Source organism: Devosia sp. 67-54 (genome assembly GCF_001899075.1).
In the GTDB taxonomy this organism is placed as follows: Bacteria; Pseudomonadota; Alphaproteobacteria; order Rhizobiales; family Devosiaceae; genus Devosia_A.
Genome location: NZ_MKVA01000005.1, coordinates 1,092,184 through 1,111,874 on the forward strand (window position 1 = coordinate 1,092,184; position 19,691 = coordinate 1,111,874).

The window sequence follows — 19,691 nt, forward strand, 5'->3', positions numbered from 1 at the left end:
TGGCGATGACGGCGGCGGCCCCGGCGCTCGACCTCGCGCGGCGCCGCGCCGACGGACGCTCGTACATCCGGGCGAAGTTCACGACGCTGCTCGACTGGGCGGTGGCGGTCTGGATCTTCGCGGGCAGCGTGGTGATCACCGAGCCATCGCCCTACGAGCTTGTCTTTTTCGTCGTGCTCGGCATTTCGCTGCTGGCGGGCAGCTTTGCCTTCCACCGCTCGACGCTGGGCTTGATCGTCCTGTGGGGCAGCCTGATCCCGTTCGCGGTGATCGCGGCATTCCAGCCAAAATTCAGCACCATCCCGACGGCCCTGCAGTTCGAAGCAGTGACGATCTTTCTGTTCTTCACCAGCTTCTGGGTGGCGAACTACGTCGCCGACGCGCCGCAAAAGCACATGCGGATCATCGTGGGCGCCTACATCCTGACGGCGACGATGTCGGCGGCGCTGGGCACGGTCGGCTATCTGGGGCTGATCCCGCACGGTCACGACCTGCTGACCAAATACGATCGCGCCAAGGCGCTGTTCAACGATCCCAACGTCTACGGGCCGTTCCTGATCCTGCCCGCCTGCTACGCGCTGCAGCGCATCCTGCTCGACCATCCCAGGCGGGCGGCCATCGCCGGCGTCGCCTTCGGCATCCTCTGCATTGGGGTGTTCGTGAGCTTCTCGCGCGCCGCGTGGGCACATCTCATCGCCTCGTGCCTCGGGGTGTATTTCCTCTGCTTCTTCGGCGTCGCCAACGCCAGGGAGAAGGTGCGCATGCTGGTGCTGCTGCTCTTGGGCATGCTGATGATGGTGGTGGCGCTGGGCGGCATGCTGTCGATCCCCTCGGTGCAAAAACTGTTCGAAACGCGCGCCTCGGCACAGAACTACGACGAGGGCGAAACCGGGCGCTTCGGCCGGCAGGGCTTCGCCTTCGAGCTGGCGCTCAACCATCCGTGGGGGATCGGGCCGCTGGAGTTCCGCAATCTGCGCGTCAAGGAGGAGCCGCACGACGCCTATGTCAACGTGCTGCACGTTTATGGCTGGGGCGGCGGATTGGTGTTCTACCTGTTCATCGGCATCACCATCTGGCGCGGCGTCAGCTTCGTGCTGCGCCGCTCGCCCAACAAGCTGCTGCTGATCCCGCTGATCTCGACCTTCATCCCGCTCTGCGTCGAGGCGGCGATCATCGACCTCGACCACTGGCGGCACTTCTATCTGCTGGGCGGGCTGATCTGGGGCGTCACCGCCGCCTACAACAAGGTGCTGCCGGGCGAAGACAAGCGCCTGTCGGCGCTGGTGTAGCTCAGCGCGCGGTGCAGTCCGCCGCTGCGATCACCTTGATGTCGTCGGCGGCATGCGGATCGTAGACATAGGCGAAATAGCGGGCGTCGGTCACCGCCACCAGGGTGACGCCGTCGCCGAAGAGGTTGGGCGCGATCCGGAGTTCGGTGGCCGGCGCCGCGAGGCAGACGCGCGCCGCCGCGAGGTCGGCGGCCGCCTGCTCGGGCACCGCGACGGTGGAAAACCCCTCGGCCGCCAGTTCGGCGGCGATCGCATCGCGGAGCGGTGGAAACACCCCGTCGCGGGCGAAATAATTGCCGTGCGCCAGGGCGTAGGCAGCAGCCCCGGTATAGGCGGCACGCACCGCGCGCTCGAGCTCGGCATCGCTCAGGCCCGCCGCCGGCAGGGGCGACGGCTCGGACGACGGCGCCTCGGGCGACAATGAAGACGCACTGGCCGACGAAACGTCCTGCGCCCAGGCCGGCGTCGTGGCCACGGTCGCGCCCAGTATCACGATCAGCGTCCGCCAGATCATCGCCATCCTCCCGCTGATGTCACTTGACCATGACGGCGGGCGGAGGAAAATCCTCTCCCGGACCTGTCAGACAGACTTTTCGTCATGTTTGCTCGAAAAGCCGATCGTATTGACAGCGGCGACGCCATTGTGGACGTTCGTAACCGGATGGTGACTTAGCGCTCCGGAACGGACGGGTTGCCTCAGGCTCGGGAGGACGAGCCGACACAGCAGGGAGGATTAAACATGACAATCAGCCTCGACCGCCGGAAGTTCCTGATGGGATCGACCGCGCTCGCCGCCGCCGGCGCAATGGGCGGGCTCACGCCGGCCCAGGCTGCCGACGTGCATCTCAGGCTCTACTGGTGGGGCGGCCAGGCCCGCGCCGACCGCACCAATGCGGTGAGCGATCTGTTCGCCAAGGCCAATCCGGGCTTCACCTACGACAAGGAATTCAACGCCTTCAACGACTACTGGCCGAAGCTGGGCACGCAGGTGGCCGGCGGCAACGCCCCTGACGTGTTCCAGATGGATTACCGCTATATCGTCGAATACGCCAAGCGCGGTGCGGTGCAGGCGCTCGACGAGTATATCGGCAAGGGGCTGGACCTCAGCGATTTCGACGAGGACCAGATCGAAGGCGGACGCGTCGACGGCAAGCTCTATGCGATCAGCCTGGGCGCCAATTCGGTGGCCATGATGGTCAACACCAAGGCGTTCGAGGACGCCGGCGTGGACCTGCCGACCCGCGACTGGAGCTATGACGACTACAAGGCCAAGGCCGACGCCTTCAACTCCAAGTCGAACGGCATGCGGCTCCTGGCCGATGGCAGCCAGGGCGGCGATCCGCCGCTCGAGAACTGGCTGCGCGCCCGCGGCAAGGCGCTCTATACCGCCGACGGCAAGCTCGCCTTCGAGGCGGACGACCTCATCGAATGGTTCAAGATGTGGGACGATCTGCGCAAGGCCAATGTCTGCGTCGGCCCCGACGACCAGGCGCTCGACGCCACGGCGGCCATCGACACCACGATGATCACCCTGGGCAAGGCGGCGACCACCTATGCCAACTCCAACCAGCTCATCGGCTTCCAGGCGGTCAACAAGAACCCGCTGACGATGATCAACTTCCCGCGCCCCAAGGCCGGTGTCGGTGGCGGCCATTACCGCAAGCCGAGCCAGTTCTGGAGCGTCAATCCGAAGTCGGCGCACCTCGACGAGTCGATCAAATATGTGAGCTTCTTCATCAACGACGTGCCGTCGGGGCTGATCCTGGGCGTCGAGCGCGGCATCCCGTGCGCCAAGCACGTGCGCGACGCGCTGGCGCCGACGCTGAGCGCGCCGGACCAGCTGTCGCTCAACTTCGTGTCGAACCTCGGCGACCTCCTGGGCAAGCTGCCGCCCTCCCCGCCCGCCGCGGCGGGCGAAGTGGCCACGCAGCTCAACACCACCGCCCAGTCGATCGCCTTCGGCCAGACCACGCCTGAGGACGCCGGCGCCGCCTTCATCAAGGAAGCGCAGGACATCCTCGACCGCGCGGCCAAGAAGGCCTGAACCCTGTGACCGCGCGCTCCGTCGGCGCCGCGAGCGATCCGCCGGGTCGCGCGGTCACTCCTTCTTTCTGGTCCCGCATCTGGACCGAGAACGGTCCGGGCTATCTGTTCCTCTTGCCCTGGTTCATCGGCTTCTTCGGGCTCACGATCGCACCGATCCTGAGCTCGCTGTATCTGAGCTTCACCAATTTCGACATGCTGACGCCACCGCAATGGGTGGGCATGGACAACTACGTCCGCATGTTCACGAACGACCCGAAATTCTACCAGTCGATGCGGGTGACGCTGCTGTTCGTGGCCTTCTCGGTGCCGCTGAAGCTGGCCTTCGCGCTGGCGGTGGCGCTGCTGCTCAACCGCGGCATGAAGGGCCTGCCGATCTATCGCGCGGTGTTCTATCTGCCATCGCTGCTTGGCGCCTCGGTGGCCATCGCGGTGCTGTGGCGGACGCTGTTCGCCGGCGACGGCTTGGTCAACCAGGGCCTGGCGCTGATCGGCATCCAGGGGCCGGCCTGGATTTCCAACCCGCGCTATTCGCTATGGACGCTGGTCGCGCTGGCGGTGTGGCAGTTCGGCTCGCCGATGATCATCTTCCTCGCCGGGCTCAGGCAGATTCCGCAGGACGTGTACGAGGCCGCCAGCCTCGAAGGCGCCGGGCGCTGGCGCATCTTCTGGAAGATCACGCTGCCGCTCCTGACACCGGTGGTGTTCTTCAACGCCATCATCCAGACCATCGAGGGGTTCAAGAGCTTCACGCCGGCCTTCATCATCTCGGGCGGCACCGGCAACCCGGTCAACTCGACGCTGTTCTACACGCTCTATCTCTACCAGGAGGCGTTCGCCTTCTTCCGCATGGGCTACGCCTCGGCGCTGGCCTGGGTGCTGCTGATCATCGTCGCCGTGTTCACCGGCATTTCGTTCCTCTCCAGCCGCTACTGGGTGCACTATGACAACTGACACCGGCCTGACGGTGGTGCGCAGTGCGACCCCGGCCTGGCGCCGGCGGCTCGGTTCGGTGATCGCGCATGTGCTGCTGATCGGCGCCTCGGTGCTGATGCTCTATCCGCTGCTGTGGATGCTGTCGGCGTCGTTCCGCCCCGAAAGCGAAATCTTCAACTCGCATTCGCTGATCCCGAGCTCGGTGAGCCTGCACGGCTACATCAGCGGCTGGTTCGGGCTGAGCCGCAGCTTCGACACCTTCTTCCTCAACTCGCTGACCATCTCGCTGTTGTGCGTGGCCGGCAATCTCGCGGCCTGCTCGCTGACCGCTTTCGCCTTCGCGCGGCTCGAGTTCAAGGGCAGGAACTTGTGGTTCGCGCTGATGCTGGGCACGCTGATGCTGCCCTACCAGGTGACGCTGATCCCGCAATATGTGCTGTTCCTCAACATCGGCTGGGTGAACACCTTCCTGCCGCTGGTGGTGCCGAAATTCCTCGCCGCCGACAGCTTCTTCATCTTCCTGATGGTGCAGTTCTTCCGCGGCCTGCCGCGCGAGCTGGACGAGGCGGCAATGATGGACGGCTGCTCGCCGTGGCGCATCTACTACAAGATCCTGCTGCCGCTGTCGCTGCCGGTGCTGACGACGGCGGGCATCTTTACCTTCATCTTCACCTGGGACGACTTCTTCGGGCCGCTGATCTATCTCAACAGCATCTCGACCTACACCGTGACGATCGCCCTCCGGACGTTCGTCGACTCCACGGCGGAATCGAACTGGAGCGGGCTCTTCGCCATGTCGATCCTGTCACTGGTGCCGATCTTCGTCATCTTCCTCTTCTTCCAGCGCTACCTGATCGAGGGTATCGCAACGACAGGCATGAAACGCTGATCTAATGACCATCAAATTCGCCGCCATCGGACTGACCCACAATCACATCTACGGGCAGGTGGACTGCCTGCTGCGCGAAGGCGCGACGCTCGCCGGCTTCTGGTCGGACGAGGAGGACGTCGCTGCCCCCTTCGCGGAGAAATATCCGCAGGCCAGGCGCGCCGCCGACCGGCGCGAGCTGCTCGACGATCCGTCGATCGCGCTGATCCTCACCTCGGCCATTCCGGCCAGGCGCGCCGAGATCGCCATCGCCGCGATGCAGGCGGGCAAGGACGTGATGAGCGACAAGCCGGGAATGACCAGCCTCGCCCAGCTCGACGAGATCAAGCGCGTGCAGGCCGCGACGAAGCGCATCTTTTCCGTCTGCTATTCCGAGCATTTCGAGACGCGCTCGACGGTGAAAGCCGGCGAGCTGGTCAAGGCAGGCGCCATCGGACAGGTGGTGAACACGGTGGGGCTCGGGCCGCACGCGCTCAACAACAACAAGCGGGCGCCGTATTTCTTCGACCGCCAACAGTACGGCGGCATCCTGTGCGACATCGCCAGCCACCAGGTCGAGCAGTTCCTGTTCTTTTCCGGCAGCGACGATGCCGAGATCGTCTCCGCCTCCGTCGCCAACCGCACGCATCCGCAATATCCGGGACTGCAGGACGTGGGCGACATGCACATCGAGGGCCCGACGGCGACCGGCTATGTCCGAGTCGACTGGTTCACGCCGGCGGGGCTCGGCACCTGGGGCGACGGGCGGCTGACCATCGTGGGCAGCGAAGGCTATATCGAGCTCAGGAAGTACATCGACATCGTCGGGCGGCCGGGCAAGGACCATCTGTTTCTCGTCGACGGCAAGGGCACGCACTACATCGACTGCTCGGACGTCGACCTGCCCTACGGCCGGCAGCTCATCGCCGACGTGCTGAACCGCACCGAGACGGCGATGCCGCAGGCGCGGTGCTACAAGGCGATGGAGCTGGCGCTGACGGCGCAGCGGATGGCGGAACGCGGAACGGTATGGGCGCAATGAGCAAGATCTTTACAGTCGCGATCGTCGGCGGCGGTATCGGCCGCAGCCACATGATCGAGGGCTACGTGCCCAACGCCGACAAGTTCAAGGTGATCGCGATCTGCGATCTCGACCCGGCGCGGATGAACGCGCTGGCCGACGAATTCGGAGTCGAGCGGCGCACGGCCAGCTTCGACGACCTGCTGGCGATGGACGATCTCGACATCATCGACATCTGCACGCCGCCGATGGTGCACTACCCGATGATCGTGGCCGCGCTCGACGCGGGCAAGCACGTCATCTGCGAAAAGCCGCTGGTCGGCTCGCTCAAGCAGATCGACGAGGTGATCGCGGTCGAAAAGCGCGCCAAGGGCAAGCTGATGCCGGTGTTCCAGTACCGCTTCGGCAACGGCATCCAGCAGGCCAAGGCGATCATCGACGCCGGCCTTGCGGGAACGCCGTTCGTGGGCACGGTGGAAACGCTGTGGCGGCGCGAGGCCGAGTATTACGCCGTCCCCTGGCGCGGCAAATGGAAGACCGAGCTCGGCGGCGTGCTGATGGGCCACGCCATCCATCCGCACGACATGTTCTGCTATCTGATGGGACCGCTGAAATCGCTCTACGGGCGGGTGGCGACGCGGGTGAACCCGATCGAGGTGGAAGACTGCATCTCGGCCTCGGTGGAGCTCGAATCCGGTGCGCTCGGCTCGTTCACCGCCTCGCTCGGCTCGGCCGACGAGATCACCCGGCTGCGGCTGGTGTTCGACAACCTCACCATCGAGAGCGACCATGCGCCGTACAATCCGGGCGCCGCGCTGTGGAAAATCCTGCCGCGCAACGACGGCACGAAAAGCGCCATCGCCGACCTGCTGAAGGACTGGCGAGACGTGCCGCCCCGCTTCACCACGCAGATGGCGCGCTTTTACGATGCGCTGCTCGGGCGCGGCCCCCTGCCCGTCACCACCGCGGATTCGCGGCAGGCGCTCGAGATCGTCACCGCCTTCTACTATTCGTCGCTGACGCATCAGGAAGTGGTGTTCCCGATCGGGACCGACCATCCGAAATATCAAAGCTGGCTGCCGGAGGGATTCGTGTGAGCGCGGCAAGCATCAGTCTCAAGCAGATCGTCAAGCGCTACGGCGATTTCGAAGTCGTGCACGGCGTCGACCTCGACATCGAGCCAGGCGAGTTCGTGGTGTTCGTCGGCCCATCGGGCTGCGGCAAGTCCACGCTGCTCCGCATGATCGCGGGGCTCGAGCCGATCAGCGGCGGCACGCTGCTGATCGACGGGCAGGCGATGAACGAGGTGCCGGCGGCCAAGCGCGGCATTGCGATGGTGTTCCAGTCGTATGCGCTCTACCCGCACATGACGGTGTACCAGAACCTTGCCTTCGGGCTCGAGACGGCGCGCGTGCCGAAATCCGAGATCCAGCCGCGGGTGCAGCGGGCGGCGGAGATCCTGCGCATCGAGCCGCTGCTGAAGCGCAAGCCCAAGCAGCTTTCGGGCGGCCAGCGGCAGCGCGTCGCCATCGGCCGCGCCATCGTGCGCGAGCCGCGCATCTTCCTGTTCGACGAGCCGCTCAGCAACCTCGATGCAGAATTGCGCGTGCAGATGCGCGTCGAGATCGCCAAGCTGCACAACGACCTGGGCAACACCATGATCTACGTGACGCACGACCAGGTCGAGGCGATGACCATGGCCGACAAGATCGTGGTGCTGTCGGCGGGCAATATCGAGCAGGTCGGCGCGCCGCTCGAGCTCTACAACAACCCGCGCAACAAATTCGTCGCCGGCTTCCTCGGCTCGCCGAAGATGAATTTCGTCGAGGGCACGGTGAAGTCGCTGGAAGGCGGCGCCGTGGTCAATGTCTCGGGCAGCGAGTTCCGGCTGCGACAGGCGCTGCCCAATTACAAGGTCGACGACAAGGTGACCTTCGGCATCCGGCCCGAGCATATCGGGCTGACCGAAGCATCCGGCGTCAAGCTCGCCGATCTGCGCGTCGATCTGGTCGAGCAGCTCGGCGACACCACCATGGTCTATGCCTCGACGCTGCGCGGGCAGCCGCTCACCATCGCGCTCGAGGGGCAGCGCCACATCGCGCCGGGCACCATGGTGCCGACCTACATCGATCCCAACCGCTACCACGTGTTCGGGCCGGACGGGCTGGCGCTCACATGAGCGACGCCCTCACTGCCGCGGCCGATGCCCACCCGTGGGTGACCGTGGCGCCCGGCAACCGGCGGCGCGTGCTGGTGAGCCAGCCGCAACTGATGCAGGTCGAGTTCGCCTTCGACGAAGGCGCCGTCGGGGCGCTGCACGCGCATCCGCATGTGCAGGCGAGCTATGTCGCCGAGGGTACGTTCGAGGTGACCATCGGCGACAGCGTGACGGTGCTGGGCACCGGTGGCAGCTTCATCGTGCCGCCCAATGTGGTGCACGGCGTCAGGGCGCTCAGCGCCGGCCGGCTGGTCGACTGCTTCACGCCGCGGCGCGAGGATTTTCTGTAAGCGAGTCTGGCGGCTGTGGCCCCCACCCCCGGCCCCTCCCCGCAAGGGGGAGGGGAGCGATGGAACCGCGTTCTCCGGTGTTGCAGTCGGGCTCCCCTCCCCCTTGCGGGGAGGGGCTGGGGGGGGGCAAAGTGCTCTACTGTTCGCCGCCCCGGCCTATCGCTCCAGCACGATCCCCGCCTTCGCCAGCATCTTGTCGACGTCCACCCGCCCGGCCCCGGCGATCGAGGCGTTGGCGGCGATGCCGGTGAGGATGGACCAGGCGCCTTCCTTCTGCGTCGAGGCACGGTTGTATTTATCGGCGGGCATGCTGGCCGGCTCGAACAGATAGCCCAGCATCACCGGATCGGCGCCGCCATGGTCGCCGCTGCCGGCCCACACCGGCACGTCCTCGGGCCGCCTGCCGGCGAGATGCAGCGTCGTGGTCATGTTGTCGCCATGCGCCTTGTCGCGCTTGCCGCCGAACACGCCGTGCACCTCGATATGCTTGTGCCTGAGCTCGCCCTTGGAGCCGTGGAAGGTGATCTCGAGGCCCTCCCAGGGCGAATAGGCGCACAGCGTGTAGTTGAGGAACACGCCGTTGGCGTAGGTCGCCTGCACCTGCATGGTGTCCTCGATGGTGATGTCGTCGGCCCACACGCATTTGTCGCGGTAGTAGCCGTCGGCGTCCTCGGCCTCGAGGTACATGTCGCGCAGGCTCTCGTCAGCCTCGAGGTCGAGCCGATAGTCGCATTTGTCGAACACCGGGCAGCCGTGGCAGCGCGGCCCGTGGTTCTCGAGGCCGAGCTCTTTGGCCGTTTCGGGCGTGTAGAACACGCGCTTGCCGTTGGCGCTGACGGTCTTGGGCGTCGAGGCGACCCACCAGTTCATCAGGTCGAAATGGTGCGTGGATTTGTGCACCAGCAGCCCGCCCGATTTGTCCTTGTAGCGGTGCCAGCGGCGGAAATAGTCGGCGCCGTGCACGCGGTCGAGATACCAGGTGAAATCCACCGCCTGGATGTCGCCGATGGCGCCCGACATCAGGATGTCCTTCAGTTGCGTGCGCGCCGGCGTGTAGCGGTAGTTAAAGGTGACAGTGAGGTGCCTGCCGCTCGCGCGCTGCGCATCGAGCACCTGCTTGAGCTTGCCGAGGTCGATGGTCATCGGCTTTTCGGTCATCACGTTGCAGCCGGCGCGCAGGGCGCGGACGATGTAGTCGTGATGCAAATAGTCGGGCACGGTGACGATCACCGTATCGGGCCGCTGCTCGGCGATCATCCTGTCGAAATCGGCGGCCTCGTAGGTGGCGATGCCGTTGCCCGGCTGCGGCGGCGCCTCGCTCACCGACAGCGCCAGGCGCTTGTCGTTGACGTCGCAGAGCGCGACCAGCCGGTTGTCCCTGGGATGGGTCTCGGTGACCGCGCGGCGATACATCTGGTGGCGCCCGCCGACGCCGACGATTGCGTATTTCACTGACAGAATTCCCTTGCCGCCCCGGGGTCGTGCGCGGCGCTCGAGGCCCAGTCTGGCGCGAGGCGGCGGGCCAACTCAAGCGCTAGTTTGCGCTTTCCGATCAAGAGTTTGAGGCACGGGCCGGAGCTCGGCCCGGCGGCCCTGCCACAAAATCACCCCTTGCCTCCGGGCCCCCGGTTCGCTAGGGCATCCGGCGATGTCGGGGTGTAGCGCAGCCTGGTAGCGCATTTGTCTGGGGGACAAAGGGTCGTCGGTTCAAATCCGGCCACTCCGACCATCTCTCCCCATCTGGATTTGCGGTTACGGCCGGCTGTCGCCGGGTTCCGGATCGGGCAGCAGCCCGTGGCTGCGCAGCCATTCCTGCAGCAATTGCGGCCATTGCGACAGCGACGGGTTGGAGCCGCCGAGGCCGCTGCCGTGCTGGCCTTTCTCGAAGATGTGCAACTCGGCCGGCACGCCGTTGGCGTGCAGTTCCGTATAGAAGCGCACGACGCTGTCGGCGGGCACGATGGTGTCTTCGTCGGTGCTGAACAGGAAGGTCGGCGGCATGCCGGGGCCCACCTTGCCGGTCGGCAGATAGCCGGCATAGGCCGCCGGCTCGCATGGGCCGCCGAGCAGGAATTGCGAATACATGCAGTAGTCGGAATTGCCCTTCGGGTTGAGCTTGGGGCCTTCGACCCAGGGATAGGCGAGGATCAGGAAATCGGGGCGGTCGCTGACCTTGTCGATGTCGTCCGCCGGCTCGGCGGCAGCGTCGGAGGCTTCGGCGGCGGTGGTCGCCGCAAGATGTCCGCCGGCGGAAAATCCCAGCATGCCGATGCGCGCGGGATCGATGCCGAACTCACCGGCTTTCGCCCGCACGAAACGCATGGCGCGGGCGCCGTCGAGGAGCGGCAGCGGCAGGCGGCCGGCCTTGCCGACGCGATAGGTGAGAACGAAGGCGGTGACGCCGCGCGCGGCGAACCAGCTCGCCGGCTCGCTGCCTTCCTGCGCCACCGCCAGACTGGCGTAGGCGCCGCCCGGCGCGATGATGATCGCCGTGCCGTTGGCCCAGCCGTCGGGCGGACGAACGATGCGCAGCGTCGGACTCTGCGCGGCGTCGTCGCCGGTGGCGCCGGGCGCGCGCCCGTCCCACAGGCGGAAGGTTTCGGTCTCGGGTGGTGGCGCCAGCGCGCCGCCATCGCCGTCGGCCGCGACGGAGGCCGAGGCGTGCAGGGCAAAGCCCAGCGCCAGGGCCGCAATGATGATCGCCAGAAGCTTGAGCCTGTTCACCGCACCCTCGAGCCACATCGAAGCCGGCACTGCGGCTTCCCGAAAATCCCATAGCGCAGGGCGCGGCGGACGAGGATGGTTAATGCAAAGTGTAGTAAAGGCCGGCGCCGCCGCGAGGCTCAGGCCTCGCCGGCGTCCGGCGGCGGGGTGGGCTTCAGGCCCTCCTTGCCCCAATGACTGTAGCGGTCGAGCAGGCGGTCGAAGGTCACAAGCTCGTCCTCGGTCCAGCATTTGAGGGCGCGGCCCAGCATGCCGCCCTTGCGACGGCGGAATTCCTCGCCGAAGGCCCAGCCCTTCTCGGTCGCCTCCAGCACGATGCGGCGCGAATCCGTCTGCGAGGCGACGCGGCGGATATAGCCCTTGTCGACCAGTTCGGAGACCAGCCGGCTGGCCCGCGACGGGTCGATGTGGAGCCGTTCGGCCACGGTGCCCACGGTGACTTCGCGGCCGGCGTCCTCGAGGTTCTCGGGGTGCCAGTGCGAGACGGCGCCCATCACGTCGAGCAGTTGCAGGTCGATGCCGGCGTCCATCTCGCGCAGCACGTCGGCGACGAATTCGCGCTTGCTGATGGAGCGGCGCATGCGCTGCATGGTGGCGTCGATCCTGACGATCGCCGCCGCCGCCTCAGGGCTGTAGCCGGCCGCGATATAGACTTCGGCAGACTTCACTTCGCTGGAGGTGTCGCGCGCCGGCTGGTGCGTCTTGTCCATCCGATTCATGTGCGCGCCTTATCACAATTTCATGCATTTAGCAAGTACGTGCGTACATCACATATATGCTGTTGACATACATCTGCAATGAGCAGATAACCCGCGCCTCGTTTGAGAGGCACTCCCATGACTATCGATGCTCAGCTTTCCCGCGCCGAGGCCGGTCCCGACCGCACGACGCTCATTGTCTACCTCGGGGCCCTCACCGCGATGTTCATGGGCGTTCTCGACATGAACATCGTCGTGACCGCCCTGCCCACCATCGCGCACGATCTCGGCAATGTGCATTTGCTCGGCTGGGTGGGCGCCGCCTACCTGCTCTCCACCGGGGCGGCGTCGCCGTTCTACGGCAAGCTCGGCGACATGTACGGCCGCAAGCCGGTGGTGATCTTTGCGGTCACGGTGTTCCTGCTCGGCTCGCTGCTGTGCGGCTTCGCCTGGTCGATGGAGGCGCTGATCGGCGCCCGCGTGATCCAGGGGATCGGCGGCGGCGGCCTGATGGTGTCGGCCTTCGCCATCATCGGCGAACTGTTCGAGCCGCGCGAGCGCGCCCGCTACCAAGGCTATTCGTCGGCGGTGTTCACCCTCGGCTCGGTGCTCGGCCCGGTGGGCGGCGGCTACCTCACCGACCTGCTCGGCTGGCGCTCGATCTTCCTGGTGAACATCCCGATCGGCCTCGCCGTGCTGGCCATCGTCGCGCTGGGCATGCGGCGCAAGGCCAATGCAGTGCACCACCGCATCGACATCCTCGGCGGCGTGCTGCTGGCGATCGCCACGGTGGCCGTCGTCTACTGGAGCGACCACGTGCTGGAGCCGACCGGCCAGGATGTGTGGACCTATCTGCTGCCGGTTATCGGCGCGGTGGCGGTCGTCGCCTTCGTGCTGGTCGAGCGGCGCGCCGCCGAGCCGATCATTCCGCTGCGGCTGTTCGCCAACCGCACCATCAGCATGGTGACCATCGTGTCGGTGCTGGGCGGCATGTCGACGCTCGGGCTCTACTTCTACTTCGCGCTGTTCATGCAGATGATCACCGGCCTGCCGCCGGGCGAACTGGGCCTGCTGTTCCTGCCGATGTCGGTGACGGTCGCGGTGGTGTCGATCGCCGCCGGGCGGATCGTCGCCAGCACCGGCCGCTACAAATGGCTGACGGTCGCCGGCATGGCGGTGGGCATCGGGCTGATGCTGTTCTACGCCAACATGGATGCCAACACCCCGCTCTGGGTGCTGTGCATCGCCTCGATGGCGTTCGGCGTCAGCATGGGGCTCACCATGCAGACGCTGGTGGTGGCGATCCAGGCAGCGGCGCCGCTGCAGGACATCGGCGCCGCGACCGGCCTCATCACCCAGGCGCGGACCATCGGCGCCAGCCTCGGGCTCGCGCTCAACGGCGCGGTGATGGTGCTGGGCCTCACCCATGCCACCGTGGCACTGGCGCCGGACGTGGCGGCGGCGATCCCCGGCGGGCTCGCGGCGATCACCCCGAAATCGCTCGAAGGGCTGGCCGGCCCGGTGCGCGACGCGGTGCTGCACGGCTATGCCACCGGCTTCGCGCCGACCTACCTGTTCGTCGGCGGGCTCTATCTCGCCGCCACGGTGCTGCTGGCGCTGCTGCCCGACGCGCAGATCCCGAAGCGGGCGCATTGAGGCACTCGGGCCACAGTCGAACGACCAGGCGCCGTTCGGTCATGATCGCGATGGTGCAGTCGGGTTCCCCTCCCCCTTTGCGGGGAGGGGCCGGGGCGGCGCGAACCGGCGTCCGGATCAGCTCCACCGAACTAGAACAAAATTCCTGGAACGAGCCCTGCCCTATTCGCGCGCGCGCTCGAGCAGGCGCTTGCACTCCAGCAGGTCGCGCAGCACGGCGTTGAGGCGCTCGCGGTCGGCGGCGTCGAGCGCCGGGCCTGCGCCGGCCAGCATCGGCGGCATGGGCGCCTCGTCGATCGCCGAGGGCAGGTCGTCCGGCTCGACCGGGTCGGGCGCGACCGGGGGCGGCAGCGCCTCCACCGGGCCGCCATTGCCGATGGCCGCGACGTGGCGCACGCCCTGATCCTTGAGGATCTTCTGCACGCCCTTGATGGTGAAGCCCTGGTCGTAGAGCAGGTGCCGGATGCCCTTGAGCAGCAGCACGTCCTCGGGCCGGTAATAGCGCCGGCCGCCGCCGCGCTTCAGCGGCTTGATGGTCGAGAAACGCGTCTCCCAGAACCGCAGCACGTGCTGCGGCAGGTCGAGTTCGTCAGCGGCTTCTGAGATCGTCCGGAACGCCTCGGGAGACTTGTCCACCCCGAATCCCTTTCAGAAAGGGCTTATTTTCCAGAGCGAACCATAGATTTGTTGATCTTGGATTTCAACACGTTGCTGGGTTTGAACACCAGAACCTGCCGCGGCAGTATGGGGACTTCCTCGCCGGTCTTGGGATTGCGGCCGATGCGCTGGTTCTTGGAGCGCACCTGGAACGAGCCGAAGGACGAGAGCTTGACGTTTTCTCCCGAGACCAGCGCGTCGCCGATGAGGGCGAGGAACCGTTCGACCAATTCGGCCGACTCGGTGCGCGACAGCCCTACGGATTCGTACACGGCCTCGGCGAGGTCCGCGCGAGTGACAGTCTTCTGGGTCATGCCTCTCCCCCATTACGCCAAACCGGATCCGCCGCTTCCCGACAGGCGCCCTGCCCGAGAGGCGAAAGATTAGCCCCCACGGGCAATTAAGGCAATCGCGCCGGTCGGTGCAATTGTTTTGACAGTCAGATGCTTAGGGCGCGTCGCGGACGCCCGAAAATGCAGATGGGGCGCTCGTGGTAGTGCGACTGCGCCACCTCGGTGAAGCCGAGGCGCGCCGCCAGCCGGCGCGAGCGCACATGTTCGGGGTCGATGATGGCGGTGAGCCGCTCGCGCGGCCCATGCTGTTCGGCCCAGGCGAGGCAGGCGCGCATGGCCTCTTCGGCGAGGCCGCGGCCCTGAAAAGGCCGGCCAGCGCCCAGCCGGCCTCCATGCTGCCGTCGAGGCTGGGCGCCAGGCCGCGCTGCATGTCCTGGAAGCCGCATTCGCCGGCAAGCGCGCCGGTCGCGCGATCCTCGATGGCCCAATAGCCGAAGCCCAGATGATGCCAGACGCCGACGTGCCGCATGAAGCGCGCCCAGCTCTGCTCGCGATCGAACGGCGTGCCGCCGAGGAAGCGGACCACCGCGGGATCGGCGAACATCTCGAAATAGGCGTCGAAATCCGCAAGGCGGTAGCCCCTGAGGCGGAGCCGGCCGGTCTCGAGCACCGGGATCGCGACCATAGGGCTACCAGCGGATCAGCGAGGCACCCCAGGTGAAGCCGCCGCCCATGGCCTCGATCATCACCAGATCGCCGCGCTTGATGCGGCCGTCGCGCACCGCCTCGGTCAGCGCCAGCGGCACAGAGGCCGCCGAGGTGTTGGCGTGGCGGTCGACAGTGATCACCACCTTTTCGGGCGGGATGTGCAGCTTCTCGCCGGCGCCTTCGATGATGCGGCGGTTCGCCTGGTGCGGGACAAACCAGTCCAGATCCTTGACCGTGTACCCCGTCGACGACAGCACGTTCTCGACGACGTCGGTGATCTTCCCCACGGCGTGGCGGAAAACCTCCTTGCCCTCCATATGCACAAAGCCGATGGAGCGCGTGGTGGAAGGGCCGCCGGTGGTGTTGAGCTTGTCGGCGTAGTGGCCGTCGGAGCGCAGCGACGAGGCGAGGATGCCGCGATCGCCGTCGCCGCCCAGTTCCAGCACCGCGGCGCCGGCACCGTCGCCGAACAGCACGCAGGTGGTGCGGTCGGTCCAGTCGAGGATGCGCGTGGTGGTCTCGGCGCCGATGACGAGCGCCCGGCGGGCGAGGCCGTTCTTGAGGTAGGAATCGGCGGTGACCATGCCGTAGACGAAGCCGGAGCAGACCGCCTGGATGTCGAAGGCGGCGCCGTGATGCATGCCGAGCTTCTGCTGCACCAGCGTCGCCGTGGCCGGAAAGGTCAGGTCCGGCGTGCTGGTGGCGAGGACGATCAAATCGATCTCGTCGGCGGAGATGCGGGCATCGTCGAGGGCACGGCGCGCGGCATGCAAAGCGAGATCGGAGGTGAACTCGCCCTCGGCGGCGACGTGGCGCTGCTTGATGCCCACGCGCTGCTGAATCCACTCGTCCGAGGTGTCGATCATGCGCGACAGCTCGTCATTGGTCATGATGCGGGCCGGCAGATAGCTGCCGACCCCACGCACGATGGATCGCAACGCACTCACGCGGGATTCGCCTCTCTGTCGGTTTGGGCCGGGGCCGGGAACGCAGGGAACCGCCGCATGCCTTCGGAAATCTTGTCGATCAGACGGCTGCGCGCCATCTCGTAGCCGAGGCCGAGCGCCGCCTTGAAGCCGATCTCGTCGGTGCCGCCGTGCGATTTGATGACGATGCCGTTGAGGCCCAGGAACACGCCGCCATTGACGTTGCGCGGGTCGAGCTTGCGGCGGATGGCGTTGAGCGCCTTGCCGGCCAGCATGGCGCCGAGCATGGAAAAGACGTCGGCCTTGAGGGCGTTGCGCAGATAGGTGCCGACCTGCCGCGCCGTGCCCTCGGCGGTCTTCAGCGCAATATTGCCGGTGAAGCCCTCGGTGACGATGACGTCGACGGTGCCCTTGCCGATGTCGTCGCCCTCGACGAAGCCGTGATAGGTGAAGCCGGCGCCGCTCGCCCGTTGCAGCATGGCGGCCGCCTCCTTGACCTCGTCGTGGCCCTTCATCTCCTCGGTGCCGACATTGAGCAAGCCGATGGTCGGCAGCTCCTGATCGAACAGGGCGCGGGCGAGCGCCGCGCCGAGGATCGAGAAATCGACGAGCTGCTTGGCATCGCCGCCGATGGTGGCGCCGACGTCGAGCACCACGATGTCGGCGCGCAGCGTCGGCCAGATGGCGGCGATGGCCGGACGCGAAATGCCCTCCATGGGCCTGAGGCAGAAGGTCGACATCGCCATCAGCGCGCCGGTGTTGCCGCCCGAGACGGCAACGTCGGCCTCGCCATCCTTGACCGATTGCAGCGCGGCCCACATCGACGAATTGCCCCTGCCCTTGCGCAGCGCCTGCGACGGCTTCTCGTCCATCGAGATGACGTTATCGCAATGCACGACGCGGCTGACCGGCTTCAATTCGGGGAATTTGTCGAGCAGCGGCGTGATATCGGCCTCGCGGCCGTGAAAGATGAAACTGACGTTCTTGCGTTCGCGCAGGGCCAGCCACGCACCGTGGATCGCCACCTGAGGCCCGATATCGCCGCCCATGGCGTCGACCGAAATGCGAATGGAATCGACCATCTGTACCGTATCTGGCCCGCCGCGCAGGCGCGGAGCACCTTAATCAAACGCCTTCGAGGCGCAAGAGCAGGCGAAGGGCCAGCTATTCCTCTTTGGGTTTCAACGCCTTGAGCGCGGCAAAGGGATGGTCTTGGGCGGCATCGGGCGCAAGACCCAGAGCGTCGACGCTTTCGCCGGGCGCCCGTGGATAAAGATCGACCGCGAGCACCAGCGTTTCAATGACGAGGTCGGTCAAATCCGCCTCGTTGCCTTCGAAATGGTCGGGAATGTCGTCGCCTTCGAGGTCGACGAAGATCTCGGCATTGGCCGGGCCGGCATAGGGCTTCTCGCCGCCGGGCAGGAAGATGCGGTCGACCGGCTCGGCGATCTGCTGCGTCAGCGGCTCCAGCGTCACGACCGAAGGCTGCGTGACGGCCGCCGTGAGCCGGCCCGTGACGCGGATGCCGCCGCGGAATTTCACGGCGTGCAGCTTGACCTCGAGCGCATCCACCGAGGTAACGCCGACGATGCGGGCGAGCGCCGCGCGCTCTTCGGCATCGGGCGACACGTCGATATCGCGGCCCGTGGCCGGCATCGAGTCGAGGCGCACGCTGGCGCCGCGCAGATGCAGCTTCGGGGCGCTCACGCCGCGGCTCCCGCAGGATGGATCAGCGCGGCCACGGGCTCGGCGGCGAGCCGCTTCGCCTCGTCGAGGAGATAGGCGGCGAGCGTCGCGGCGTGGGCATTGGCCTCGCCATAGACGTTGCGGGTCAGCACCGCCTCGACCGCCGCGGGCTGGCCGCTGTCGAGCGCCTCGCCGAGCACGCCGACGAGGCCGTAGAAGACGTTCCCCATCTTCTTGACCTTGGCCGGCACGCCCAGATCGGTGACCCCCAGCTCGCGCAGCGAGCGGTCCATGTCGCGGAAGAACAGGTCGACCAGCGCCTGGCCGAAATCGCGCGCCTCCGATTCTCCCTTGAGGCGGCGTAGCAGCAGCGCGAGGTGCAGCGAGATCATGTCGAAACGGCCGGTGACCGTGTCCGGAACGCCCCACTCGGCGTAGAACTTCTCCTGCCGGGATTGCGCCACAATAGCGCGATAGGCCTCGAAGGCAGCGTCGGGGGCGGCAGATTTGCGGAAAAGACTGAAAATCATGGACATGCTCCGCGGCACTGCACGGCCGGAGCGGTTCGAAGCCAGCTTGCCAGCCGGCAGGATTGGCAGCTAAACAAACCGGCGCCTGACCGCAGGCCCGCGTCTTAGTCGAGAGACCTCGTGAAAGTCAAATCCATGCTCCAGCGCAAATCCGCCCCGGTCCTGCTCACTCTGACGGCCGCCGGCCTGCTGGGAGCGACGCTGGCGGGCTGCTCGATGGGGTCGGGGCTGGCGCTCTCGACCAACAAGATCCAGGGCTATGCGATTTCGCAGGACGCGCTGGCGCAAATCCGGCCCGGCCAGAGCCAGGAGCTGGTGGCCACGGTGCTCGGCTCGCCGCAGACGATGAACGCCTTCAACGAGGGCTCCGCCTGGTACTACGTGCAGACCAAGGTGAACGAGACGGCGTTCGGGCTGACGACAGTGCAGGACCGCACGGTGCTGGCGATCTATTTCGACAAGAACAAGCGCGTCGCCGACAAGGCGGTGTACTCGGCCAAGGACGGCAAGGTGTTCACCATCGAGGGCCGCAAGACCCCGTCCTATGGCGAGGACAAGACCTTCGTCCAGTCGCTGATCGACTCGATCTGAGGCGCGCCGCGCCGCTTCAGCCGGCGGCGGTCAACTGCCGGGCGATGGTATCGAGCACGGCGTGCACCATGCCGGGCGCGTCGTCCTCGTAGAACGCCTTGGCAATATCGACATATTCGGTGATCACCACGCCCGGCGGGATGTCGCGGCGGCGCAGCAGTTCGAACGCGGCCGCCCTCAGGATGGCGCGCAACGTCGCATCGATACGGCCGACCGGCCAGTCATGACTCAAGGCCTTGTCGATGGTCGGGTCGATGTCGAGCTGGCTCTTGATGACGCCGCCGACGATCTGGCGGAAGAAGTCGGCGTCGGCGGGCAGATATTGCTCGCCCTCGACCTCGCGGCCGAGCATGTGCGCCGAGAACTGGCTGAGCGTGTCCTCGAGCGTCTGCCGGCCCACATCCATCTGGTACAGCGCCTGCACCGCGGCAAGCCGCGCCGCCCCGCGCTGGTTGGCGGGCCGCACGGGCGAGCCGGTCGTGAGAGGCATGGAGGTCATGGAATTCAACGGCGCTCGAGAGTGCGCACCTTATCTTCGCCCAGCGCGCGGCGGTCAA

21 protein-coding genes, 1 tRNA gene and 1 pseudogene are annotated in these 19,691 nt (G+C 66.5%); 11 read left to right on the forward strand and 12 right to left on the reverse strand.

All coding sequences use genetic code 11. The features are described 5' to 3' along the window. Positions 1 to 5: 5 nt before the first annotated feature. Positions 6 to 1,289, forward strand: a complete 1,284-nt coding sequence (locus BGO82_RS10700) for an O-antigen ligase family protein (RefSeq protein ID WP_291305540.1) — start codon at positions 6 to 8, stop codon at positions 1,287 to 1,289. A gap of 1 nt (position 1,290) precedes the next feature. On the opposite strand, the gene BGO82_RS10705 is transcribed toward BGO82_RS10700, so the two are convergent. Beyond that, complete coding sequence (locus BGO82_RS10705) at positions 1,291 to 1,803, reverse strand: hypothetical protein (RefSeq protein WP_291305541.1); 513 nt, start codon at positions 1,801 to 1,803, stop codon at positions 1,291 to 1,293. Between the two features lie 225 nt (positions 1,804 to 2,028). Here BGO82_RS10705 and BGO82_RS10710 point away from each other — a divergent pair, with 225 nt between their 5' ends. From BGO82_RS10710 to BGO82_RS10740, 7 genes are all read left to right on the forward strand, one after another. Then, positions 2,029 to 3,333 (forward strand): extracellular solute-binding protein, encoded by a 1,305-nt coding sequence (locus tag BGO82_RS10710; RefSeq protein ID WP_291305542.1) that lies wholly within the window; start codon positions 2,029 to 2,031, stop codon positions 3,331 to 3,333. Between the two features lie 77 nt (positions 3,334 to 3,410). Continuing rightward, the gene (locus BGO82_RS10715; RefSeq protein WP_291305711.1) at positions 3,411 to 4,286 is read left to right on the forward strand and encodes a sugar ABC transporter permease; all 876 of its coding nucleotides are present in this window, start codon (positions 3,411 to 3,413) and stop codon (positions 4,284 to 4,286) included. Then, the gene (locus BGO82_RS10720; RefSeq protein WP_291305543.1) at positions 4,276 to 5,157 is read left to right on the forward strand and encodes a carbohydrate ABC transporter permease; all 882 of its coding nucleotides are present in this window, start codon (positions 4,276 to 4,278) and stop codon (positions 5,155 to 5,157) included. The genes BGO82_RS10715 and BGO82_RS10720 overlap by 11 nt, the downstream gene beginning before the upstream one ends. Before the next feature lie 4 nt (positions 5,158 to 5,161). After that, complete coding sequence (locus BGO82_RS10725) at positions 5,162 to 6,178, forward strand: Gfo/Idh/MocA family oxidoreductase (protein WP_291305544.1); 1,017 nt, start codon at positions 5,162 to 5,164, stop codon at positions 6,176 to 6,178. Next, positions 6,175 to 7,254 (forward strand): Gfo/Idh/MocA family oxidoreductase, encoded by a 1,080-nt coding sequence (locus BGO82_RS10730; RefSeq protein ID WP_291305545.1) that lies wholly within the window; start codon positions 6,175 to 6,177, stop codon positions 7,252 to 7,254. The genes BGO82_RS10725 and BGO82_RS10730 overlap by 4 nt, the downstream gene beginning before the upstream one ends. Beyond that, positions 7,251 to 8,336: a sn-glycerol-3-phosphate ABC transporter ATP-binding protein UgpC gene (gene ugpC / locus BGO82_RS10735; protein ID WP_291305546.1), complete on the forward strand. Its 1,086-nt coding sequence runs from the start codon at positions 7,251 to 7,253 to the stop codon at positions 8,334 to 8,336. Before BGO82_RS10730 ends, ugpC begins: the two co-directional genes overlap by 4 nt. Next, positions 8,333 to 8,665, forward strand: coding sequence for a cupin domain-containing protein (locus BGO82_RS10740; protein ID WP_291305547.1), 333 nt, complete (start codon positions 8,333 to 8,335; stop codon positions 8,663 to 8,665). Before ugpC ends, BGO82_RS10740 begins: the two co-directional genes overlap by 4 nt. Before the next feature lie 156 nt (positions 8,666 to 8,821). On the opposite strand, the gene BGO82_RS10745 is transcribed toward BGO82_RS10740, so the two are convergent. Next, positions 8,822 to 10,117: a Gfo/Idh/MocA family oxidoreductase gene (locus BGO82_RS10745; RefSeq protein WP_291305548.1), complete on the reverse strand. Its 1,296-nt coding sequence runs from the start codon at positions 10,115 to 10,117 to the stop codon at positions 8,822 to 8,824. Positions 10,118 to 10,317: 200 nt separating this feature from the next. Here BGO82_RS10745 and BGO82_RS10750 point away from each other — a divergent pair. Further along, positions 10,318 to 10,394, forward strand: a tRNA-Pro gene (locus BGO82_RS10750). A 23-nt stretch (positions 10,395 to 10,417) separates the two neighbouring features. On the opposite strand, the gene BGO82_RS10755 is transcribed toward BGO82_RS10750, so the two are convergent. Then, positions 10,418 to 11,419 (reverse strand): alpha/beta hydrolase, encoded by a 1,002-nt coding sequence (locus BGO82_RS10755; protein WP_291305549.1) that lies wholly within the window; start codon positions 11,417 to 11,419, stop codon positions 10,418 to 10,420. Positions 11,420 to 11,508: 89 nt separating this feature from the next. Beyond that, positions 11,509 to 12,108, reverse strand: coding sequence for a MarR family transcriptional regulator (locus tag BGO82_RS10760; protein ID WP_291305550.1), 600 nt, complete (start codon positions 12,106 to 12,108; stop codon positions 11,509 to 11,511). A 117-nt stretch (positions 12,109 to 12,225) separates the two neighbouring features. Here BGO82_RS10760 and BGO82_RS10765 point away from each other — a divergent pair, with 117 nt between their 5' ends. Then, the gene (locus tag BGO82_RS10765) at positions 12,226 to 13,743 is read left to right on the forward strand and encodes an MDR family MFS transporter (RefSeq protein WP_291305551.1); all 1,518 of its coding nucleotides are present in this window, start codon (positions 12,226 to 12,228) and stop codon (positions 13,741 to 13,743) included. A gap of 162 nt (positions 13,744 to 13,905) precedes the next feature. Here the strand turns inward: BGO82_RS10765 and BGO82_RS10770 are convergent, their stop codons facing one another. The 7 genes and pseudogenes from BGO82_RS10770 to BGO82_RS10800 form a co-directional block, all read right to left on the reverse strand. Next, the gene (locus BGO82_RS10770; protein ID WP_291305552.1) at positions 13,906 to 14,379 is read right to left on the reverse strand and encodes a MerR family transcriptional regulator; all 474 of its coding nucleotides are present in this window, start codon (positions 14,377 to 14,379) and stop codon (positions 13,906 to 13,908) included. Positions 14,380 to 14,402: 23 nt separating this feature from the next. After that, on the reverse strand, positions 14,403 to 14,714 hold the full coding sequence (locus tag BGO82_RS10775) for an integration host factor subunit alpha (RefSeq protein ID WP_291305553.1): 312 nt from the start codon (positions 14,712 to 14,714) through the stop codon (positions 14,403 to 14,405). Between the two features lie 125 nt (positions 14,715 to 14,839). Continuing rightward, positions 14,840 to 15,378 (reverse strand): annotated as a pseudogene (locus BGO82_RS10780) (GNAT family N-acetyltransferase). A gap of 4 nt (positions 15,379 to 15,382) precedes the next feature. Then, entirely contained in the window at positions 15,383 to 16,348 is a 966-nt protein-coding gene (locus tag BGO82_RS10785) for a beta-ketoacyl-ACP synthase III (RefSeq protein ID WP_291305554.1), read from the reverse strand. Continuing rightward, positions 16,345 to 17,409: a phosphate acyltransferase PlsX gene (gene plsX / locus BGO82_RS10790; RefSeq protein WP_291305555.1), complete on the reverse strand. Its 1,065-nt coding sequence runs from the start codon at positions 17,407 to 17,409 to the stop codon at positions 16,345 to 16,347. Before plsX ends, BGO82_RS10785 begins: the two co-directional genes overlap by 4 nt. 82 nt (positions 17,410 to 17,491) lie before the next feature. Then, positions 17,492 to 18,034: a DUF177 domain-containing protein gene (locus BGO82_RS10795; RefSeq protein ID WP_291305556.1), complete on the reverse strand. Its 543-nt coding sequence runs from the start codon at positions 18,032 to 18,034 to the stop codon at positions 17,492 to 17,494. Next, positions 18,031 to 18,543: a ubiquinol-cytochrome C chaperone family protein gene (locus tag BGO82_RS10800; RefSeq protein WP_291305557.1), complete on the reverse strand. Its 513-nt coding sequence runs from the start codon at positions 18,541 to 18,543 to the stop codon at positions 18,031 to 18,033. Before BGO82_RS10800 ends, BGO82_RS10795 begins: the two co-directional genes overlap by 4 nt. Before the next feature lie 120 nt (positions 18,544 to 18,663). Between BGO82_RS10800 and bamE the strand changes: the two genes are divergently transcribed. After that, positions 18,664 to 19,134 (forward strand): outer membrane protein assembly factor BamE, encoded by a 471-nt coding sequence (gene bamE, locus BGO82_RS10805; RefSeq protein ID WP_291305558.1) that lies wholly within the window; start codon positions 18,664 to 18,666, stop codon positions 19,132 to 19,134. 16 nt (positions 19,135 to 19,150) lie between these two features. Here bamE and nusB read toward each other — a convergent pair whose 3' ends face one another. Further along, entirely contained in the window at positions 19,151 to 19,633 is a 483-nt protein-coding gene (nusB, locus tag BGO82_RS10810) for a transcription antitermination factor NusB (RefSeq protein ID WP_291305559.1), read from the reverse strand. Positions 19,634 to 19,691: the final 58 nt, after the last annotated feature.

Coding starts and splice junctions, on each gene's coding strand:
- BGO82_RS10700 (WP_291305540.1), top strand. CDS start 6: ATGACGGCGGCGGCCCCGGCGCTCGACCTCGCGCGGCGCCGCGCCGAC.
- BGO82_RS10705 (WP_291305541.1), bottom strand. CDS start 1,803: ATGATCTGGCGGACGCTGATCGTGATACTGGGCGCGACCGTGGCCACG.
- BGO82_RS10710 (WP_291305542.1), top strand. CDS start 2,029: ATGACAATCAGCCTCGACCGCCGGAAGTTCCTGATGGGATCGACCGCG.
- BGO82_RS10720 (WP_291305543.1), top strand. CDS start 4,276: ATGACAACTGACACCGGCCTGACGGTGGTGCGCAGTGCGACCCCGGCC.
- BGO82_RS10725 (WP_291305544.1), top strand. CDS start 5,162: ATGACCATCAAATTCGCCGCCATCGGACTGACCCACAATCACATCTAC.
- BGO82_RS10730 (WP_291305545.1), top strand. CDS start 6,175: ATGAGCAAGATCTTTACAGTCGCGATCGTCGGCGGCGGTATCGGCCGC.
- BGO82_RS10740 (WP_291305547.1), top strand. CDS start 8,333: ATGAGCGACGCCCTCACTGCCGCGGCCGATGCCCACCCGTGGGTGACC.
- BGO82_RS10760 (WP_291305550.1), bottom strand. CDS start 12,108: ATGAATCGGATGGACAAGACGCACCAGCCGGCGCGCGACACCTCCAGC.
- BGO82_RS10765 (WP_291305551.1), top strand. CDS start 12,226: ATGACTATCGATGCTCAGCTTTCCCGCGCCGAGGCCGGTCCCGACCGC.
- BGO82_RS10775 (WP_291305553.1), bottom strand. CDS start 14,714: ATGACCCAGAAGACTGTCACTCGCGCGGACCTCGCCGAGGCCGTGTAC.
- plsX (WP_291305555.1), bottom strand. CDS start 17,409: ATGGTCGATTCCATTCGCATTTCGGTCGACGCCATGGGCGGCGATATC.
- BGO82_RS10800 (WP_291305557.1), bottom strand. CDS start 18,543: ATGATTTTCAGTCTTTTCCGCAAATCTGCCGCCCCCGACGCTGCCTTC.
- nusB (WP_291305559.1), bottom strand. CDS start 19,633: ATGACCTCCATGCCTCTCACGACCGGCTCGCCCGTGCGGCCCGCCAAC.